The organism is Streptomyces sp. MnatMP-M17 (assembly GCF_900091995.1).
GTDB lineage: Bacteria > Actinomycetota > Actinomycetes > Streptomycetales > Streptomycetaceae > Streptomyces.
In genome coordinates this window covers 1-6,532 of record NZ_FMDK01000240.1, presented here as the reverse complement: position 1 = coordinate 6,532, position 6,532 = coordinate 1, and the positions used below count along the sequence as shown (strand labels likewise).

The 6,532-nt window shown below is 70.3% G+C and carries 4 protein-coding genes; 3 read left to right on the top strand and 1 reads right to left on the bottom strand.

Annotated elements, in window-relative coordinates; genetic code table 11:
• On the bottom strand, positions 1 to 2,775 hold a 2,775-nt coding region (fdh, locus tag GA0115259_RS11665; RefSeq protein WP_093594782.1), incomplete at its 3' end, for a formate dehydrogenase.
• A gap of 223 nt (positions 2,776 to 2,998) precedes the next feature.
• On the opposite strand from fdh, the gene GA0115259_RS11660 reads away from it, so the two are divergent.
• The 3 genes from GA0115259_RS11660 to GA0115259_RS11650 form a co-directional block, all read left to right on the top strand.
• Positions 2,999 to 4,198, top strand: coding sequence for an FUSC family protein (locus GA0115259_RS11660; protein ID WP_093594779.1), 1,200 nt, complete (start codon positions 2,999 to 3,001; stop codon positions 4,196 to 4,198).
• Positions 4,199 to 4,691: 493 nt separating this feature from the next.
• The gene (locus GA0115259_RS11655; protein ID WP_161230349.1) at positions 4,692 to 5,348 is read left to right on the top strand and encodes an LAETG motif-containing sortase-dependent surface protein; all 657 of its coding nucleotides are present in this window, start codon (positions 4,692 to 4,694) and stop codon (positions 5,346 to 5,348) included.
• Positions 5,349 to 5,669: 321 nt separating this feature from the next.
• Positions 5,670 to 6,532: PHP domain-containing protein (locus GA0115259_RS11650; protein WP_093594776.1), on the top strand; the 863-nt coding region annotated here is incomplete at its 3' end.

The following is a 6,532-nucleotide window of genomic DNA, read 5'->3' as shown; positions in this document are numbered from 1 at the left end:
CTGGTCGCCGCTCGGGTGGTAGCGGTTGCCCTCGCGGACGAGCAGCCGCCGTACGGGAGAGCGCGGAACGGCCGGATACAGCGCGTTGGTGAACGGCGAGTCCTGCGGCTCGTAGTGCGTGGGCAGCGGGCCGTCCTCCAGCCCGTTGGGCGCGAACAGCCAGCCCTTGCCGTCCGCCTGCATGATGAAGGGATCGTCGCCGCGCAGCGCGTCGGGCCCGGTCGCGCCGTCCGGCGGTACATGGCCGGGAGCGCGGTCGGCGATGAAGTCCGGGACGTCGTGGCCGGTCCACCGTCCGCGTGCGCCGTCCCACCAGACATACGCCTTGCGCGCGCTCCAGGGAGTGCCGTCGGGCGCGGCGGACGCCCGGTTGTAGAGGATGCGGCGGTTGGCGGGCCAGGCCCAGGCCCACTCCGCGGCGACCCAGTCCTGCTCGGTGTGCGGCTTGCGGCGGGCGGCCTGGTTGACGCCGTCCGCGTACACACCGCAGTAGATCCAGCAGCCGCACCGCGTCGAGCCGTCGTCCTTCAGCTCGGTGTACGCGCTCAGCGGTGAACCGTCGGCGGCCTGCCCGTTGATCTCGGCGAGCACGGCCTCGGCGACCGGGTCGTCGTAGGGGCCCTCCACCGGGTAGTCCCACGTCAGATCCTGTACGGGCCGGTCCATCGGATCGGTGGACGCGGCCAGCTTCGCCTTGACGCGCTTGCCGAGGTGGTACATGAACCACAGATCGCTGCGGGCGTCGCCTTCGGGTTCGACGGCGGCGTGGTGCCACTGGAGCCAGCGGTTGGTGTTGGTGAAGGAGCCGGACTTCTCGGTGTGCGCGGCGGCCGGGAAGAAGAAGACCTCCGTGCCGATGGACTCCGTGCGCAGCTCGCCGGTCTCGATCTCGGGCCCGTCCTGCCACCAGGTCGCGGACTCGATCAACGAGAAGTCCCGTACGACCAGCCAGTCCAGCTTGGCCATGCCGAGGCGCTGGAGACGGGTGTTGGCCGAGCCCACGGCCGGGTTCTCGCCCATCAGGAAGTAGCCCTTGCAGACACCGTCGAGCTGTGCGACGACCGTCTCGTAGGTGGAGTGCGAGCCGGTCAGCCGCGGCAGGTGGTCGTAGCAGAAGTCGTTCCCGGCGGTGGCCGCGTCGCCGTAGTACGCCTTCAGCAGGCTGACGAAGTACGCCCGCGCGTTGCCCCAGAAGCCCTTCTCCGTACGGCTCGCGTCGATGTAGGACGCCAGGTCCCGGTGGGCGTGCGCGTGCGGCATCGGCAGATAGCCGGGCAGGAGGTTGAAGAGCGTGGGGATGTCGCTGGAGCCCTGGATGGAGGCGTGGCCGCGCAGTGCCTGGATACCGCCGCCGGTGCGGCCGATATTGCCGAGCAGGAGCTGGAGCACACTGGCCGCGCGGATGTACTGGGCGCCGACCGAATGCTGGGTCCAGCCCACGGCGTAGACGAAGGCGCTGGTGCGCTCGCGGCCCGAGTTGGCGGTCAGGGCGTCGCACACGCGCGCGAAGGTCTCGCGAGGAATGCCGCAGGTCTCCTCGACCAGTTCGGGCGTGTAGCGCGCGTAGTGCCGTCGGAGGATCTGGTAGACACAGCGCGGATGCCGGAGCGTCTCGTCGCGCGGGGGCCGGGCGTCCGCCTTGGGACCGCCGGAGCCGTGCGACTCCGCCTGGCCGGCCTCATGGATACGGGCCTCGGCGTACCGGTCCCCGCCCTGCCACCCTTGCCGCCTCGGCTGCCCGTCCCGCGTCCGCCGGCCGGCCGCGCTCTCGTACTGCCAGCTCGTGCGGTCGTAGTGGCGCAGCTCCTCGTCGAGCCCGGAGAAGACTCCGTCGAGATCCTCGGTGTCCCGGAAGTCCTCGCTGACGAGCGTGGCCGCGTTGGTGTAGGCGAGCACATACTCCCGGAAATCCTTCTCCTCGGTGAGCACATGGTTGATGAGCGCGCCGAGGAAAGCGATGTCACTGCCCGCGCGGATCGGCACGTACAGATCGGCGACCGCGCTCGTACGGGTGAAACGCGGATCCACATGAATGATCTGGGCGCCGCGCGCCTTCGCCTCCATGACCCACTGGAAGCCGACCGGGTGCGCCTCCGCGTAGTTGGAGCCCTGGATGACGATGCAGTCCGCGTGCTGGAGGTCCTGCATGAAGGTGGTGGAGCCGCCTCGCCCGAACGAGGTACCGAGACCGGCCACGGTGGAGCTGTGACAGACCCGGGCCTGGTTCTCGACCTGGACCACCCCGAGCCCGGTGAACAGCTTCTTGATGAGGTAGTTCTCCTCGTTGTCCAGGGTGGCCCCGCCGAGGCTGGCGATGCCCAGCGTGCGCGCGGTGCGCAGTCCTTCGTGCTCCCACTCCCAGGTACGGCGGCGGGTCTCGACCACCCGTTCCGCGACCATGTCCATGGCCGTCTCCAGATCGAGCGGCTCCCACCTCGTGGCGTACGGACGCCGGTGGAGGACCTGATGGCGGCGGGCCGGGCCGGTGGTGAGCTGAAGCGTCGCCGAGCCCTTGGGACAGAGCCGGCCCCGGCTGACCGGCGAGTCGGGATCTCCCTCGATCTGTACGACACGGTCATCCTTGACGTACACCTGCTGACCGCAGCCGACGGCGCAGTACGGGCAGATGGACTTGACGATCCGGTCGGCGGTCTCGGTACGCGGCCTGAGCGCCTCCGTACGGGAGGACATCGCGGCCCGGCCGCGCCCGAGCGGATCGGAACCGGTGAACTGGCGGCGGACGGGCCAGTCGTGGATCAGTCTGCGGACACCCATCGCTTCCTCCAGCGTCTGCGTCCCGGGGTCCCGGCTTCACGGGAAGGCGCTCCTCCAGATTCACCCGGCGCGCCGCGGTCTGCGACCGGTCGGAGTGTCAGGAAGCCCTGCGCCGGGCGTCGCTCAGCCACCCGGCCCTATCGCGGAGCCCGGCGGATCCCGGCGGTCCCGGCACGGGAAGGGACACGTCGTGGGTGATGTCCGAACCTCAGTGAGGGCGCCGGTGGCGGAGTTCGTGAAGCGGCGCCGGGAGCCGGCCGTCGCACAGACGCTGCGCTCCACCGCCGCCGCGACCATCGCCTATGTGGTCGCCCTCCAACTGAGCAACGAGACGGCTCCGCTCACCGCTCCGCTGACCGCCCTGCTCGTCGTACAGGTCACCCTCTACTCGACCCTCACCACCGGCATCCGCAGGGTGAACTCCGTCGTGGCCGGAGTGCTGGTCGCCATCGCCTTCAGCGCGCTGGTCGGGCTGTCGTGGTGGAGTCTGGGGCTGATCATCCTGGCCTCGCTCGTCGTCGGCAGGATCGTCCGGGCAGGTGAGTTCGTGCCCGAGGTCGCGATCAGCGCCATGCTCGTCCTCGGAGTGACACGGGTGACGACCACGGCCTGGGACCGGGTGCTGGAGACACTGATCGGCGCGGCGGTGGGGCTGCTGTTCAACTTCCTGTTCGTGCCGCCGGTGTGGGTCGGCACCGCGGGCGAGTCCATCGAGGACCTCTCCCGCCGGATGCGCCGGCTGCTGCTGCGTATCGGCGAGGGACTGACCGGATCGATCCCGGTGGAGCGGGCGGCGGCCCGGCTCCACGAGGCGCGGCGGCTCGACCATGACATCAGCGAGGTGGACGCGGCGCTGCGGCAGGCGGAGGACAGTCTCAGGCTCAACCCGAGGGTGAGGGAAGGACTGCTGCACCGGGTGGTGCTCCGTACCGGTCTCGACACGCTGGAGATCTGTACGGTCGTACTGCGCGTGCTGGCCAGAACGTTCACGGACCTCGCCAAGGAGCGTACGGAGGAGGCACTGTTCCCGCCGGAGGTGGGAAACGCGCTGGAGGATCTGCTCGCGCGGGTCGCCGGCGCCGTCGTGAGCTTCGCCGTTCTGGTCACCACAGAGGTGAGCGAGAGCGCGGAGATGGCGGAGGTACGGCTGTCCGAGGATCTGGCCGCGGCGACGAGAAGCCGGGAGCGGGTGGCACATCTGCTGCTGGAGGGCGTCCAGCGGCATCCTCGTCAGTGGCAGCTCCATGGCGCGCTGCTCGCGGAGATCGACCGGATGCTGGACGAGCTGAACATGGAGAACCGCTCCCAGCGGCTGATGGAGGAGCTGGACCGCGCCTCGCGCGAACAGCGCGAACGTCATCCGCGGCTGGCCGCGGCACGGCAGTGGGTACGGCGACGATCGCGGCGCGGCGGCCATGGGTGAAGATGGCCGGACCGGGCCCGGACCGGATGCCGGCATGGGCCGTGGAACGTCCGTGGGAACGGGCGGGAGCACGGGTGCGGGAGCAGATCCTTTTCCCGCGCGCGCATTCCGAAATCAGGCCGTCACGCTGGCGTGAATCGCTCGCTCTCGCGGCAACGAGAAACTCGGGCGTGTTAATTGACGCAAACTTTGCCCAATGTGCAATGGTCCGCACCGCATTCGGGGAAGAGCGCTCGCGTCCACCGTCCAAAACCCGGCGGAAATGGGCGTCATCAGCGATGACACTCCGATCCGGCCTGTCGGACGCGTTGTGATCACGCCATCCCGGCCTGTCCCATTCGCCCGGTGCGCGAACCGCCACCACCCCTCCCACCAGGCACATGAGGTGCGTGCAGAGGCTGAGTTGGGTGGGGCGGTTGATGAGGTCATGGCCGATGGCGGTACTGTGCGCCCGCGCCGTCATCGTGGGCGGCGCGGTTATTCGGAGGATTCTGTGACTCAATTCAGCGGATCATGGCGGCGCAGAGGCGCCCTCATAACAGCCGCGACGGCAGGTGTGCTCGCGGTCGGCCTGTCGGCCGCTCCCGCGTTCGCGCACACGCCGACGTGGGAGGTGACGTGTTCCGAGGTCAGCCTCGACCTGACCGCCTACGGCAACAGCGACAAGAACACCGTGACGGTCACCGTGGACGGCAAGGACCTGCTGCCCACGGAGAGCTTCAAGAACGAGTTCCACAAGAAGCTCACGCTTCCGGAGCACTCGAAGGAGCTGTCCGTCCGGCTCGTGGTGAAGGCCGCCGACGGCGACCAGTTCAACAGGGACGAGACCAAGACCGCTCCGGTCTGCGAGGGAACCAGCCCGTCGCCTTCGGAGTCGGAGTCCACGACTCCGCCGCCGGCGGAGAGCCCCTCCTCGGAAACCCCGTCGGAGGAGGCTCCGACGGAGACCGCTCCCGCCACGCCGACCGAGGAGCCCACCAGCTCCGAGGAGGCGCTTCCCTCGTCGCAGCCGAGCCCCGCCGGGGACAACCTCGCCGAGACGGGCTCTTCGAGCGCCACGCCGATGATCGCCGGAGCCGCCGCTGTCGTGGTGGTCGCCGGAGCGGGCATCATGTGGGCCGCGCGCAAGCGTCGTACCGTACAGAACTGACCTGACGCTCCACGCACCACCCCGCCGCCACGCCGGCAGCCGTCCACTCCTTTCACCGCCAACACCCGGCGGCCTGGACGGCGATCGTCCGGCCGAGAGGCATGGAACGGCCGACAGCCGCCCACCAGGCTCCGCCTGAGGCGCGTCGCCCGGACTCCTTACGGCGGGAGGCGTGCGCGTCGTCTCACCGGGCCACGGTGAACGACGGGCAACGGTCGAGGCAGGCCCCGCGGCACATCCCCCGTCTGCGGGGCCTCGCCATGCGCGGCGCCGGAGGGGCGCGGACAATGGGCGGGACGCGACCGACACGCTGGGGGCGCCATGGATCCGGTGGAGGCTCTCGACAGGATCGCCTTTCTGCTGGAACGCTCACTGGCCGAGACCTATCGGGTACGGGCGTTCCGTACCGCCGCCGAGGCGGTGGCGGGCGTGTCTCCCGACGAGGTCGCACGGCGCGCCGCGGCCGGCACGCTGGGCCGGGTGCCGGGCATCGGCCCCAAGACGGCACAGGTCGTCGAGGAGGCGGTCGCGGGTGCCGTCCCCGGCTATCTGGAACGGCTGGAGCGGGAGGCCGGAGCTCCGCTCGCCGACCACGGGAACGCTCTGCGCGCCGCGCTGCGCGGCGACTGCCATCTTCACTCGGACTGGTCGGACGGCGGCAGCTCCATCGAGGCGATGGGACGGACGGCCGCGGCGCTCGGCCATGAGTGGGCCGTGCTCACGGACCACTCCCCCAGGCTCACCGTCGCCCGAGGTCTGACGGCCGAACGGCTGCGCGAACAGCTCGATGTGATCGCGGAGCTGAACGAGCGGTGGGCGCCGTTCCGGCTGCTCACCGGGATCGAGTGCGACATCCTGCCGGACGGCTCGCTGGACCAGGAGCGGGAGCTGCTCGACCGGCTCGATCTGGTGGTCGCGTCGGTGCACTCGAAGCTCCGGATGGACTCCGCTCCGATGACCGCCCGGATGATCACGGCCGTCCGCGATCCGCTCACCGATGTCCTCGGGCACTGCACCGGACGTCTGCTGACGGCGCGCCGGGGAACAGGCCGCCGGGACCGGCGCGAGGGCGGCAGGCCGGAGTCGGAGTTCGACGCGGAGGCGGTGTTCGCCGCCTGCGCCGAATCCGGTACGGCGGTGGAGATCAACAGCCGCCCGGAACGGCTCGACCCGCCACGCCGGCT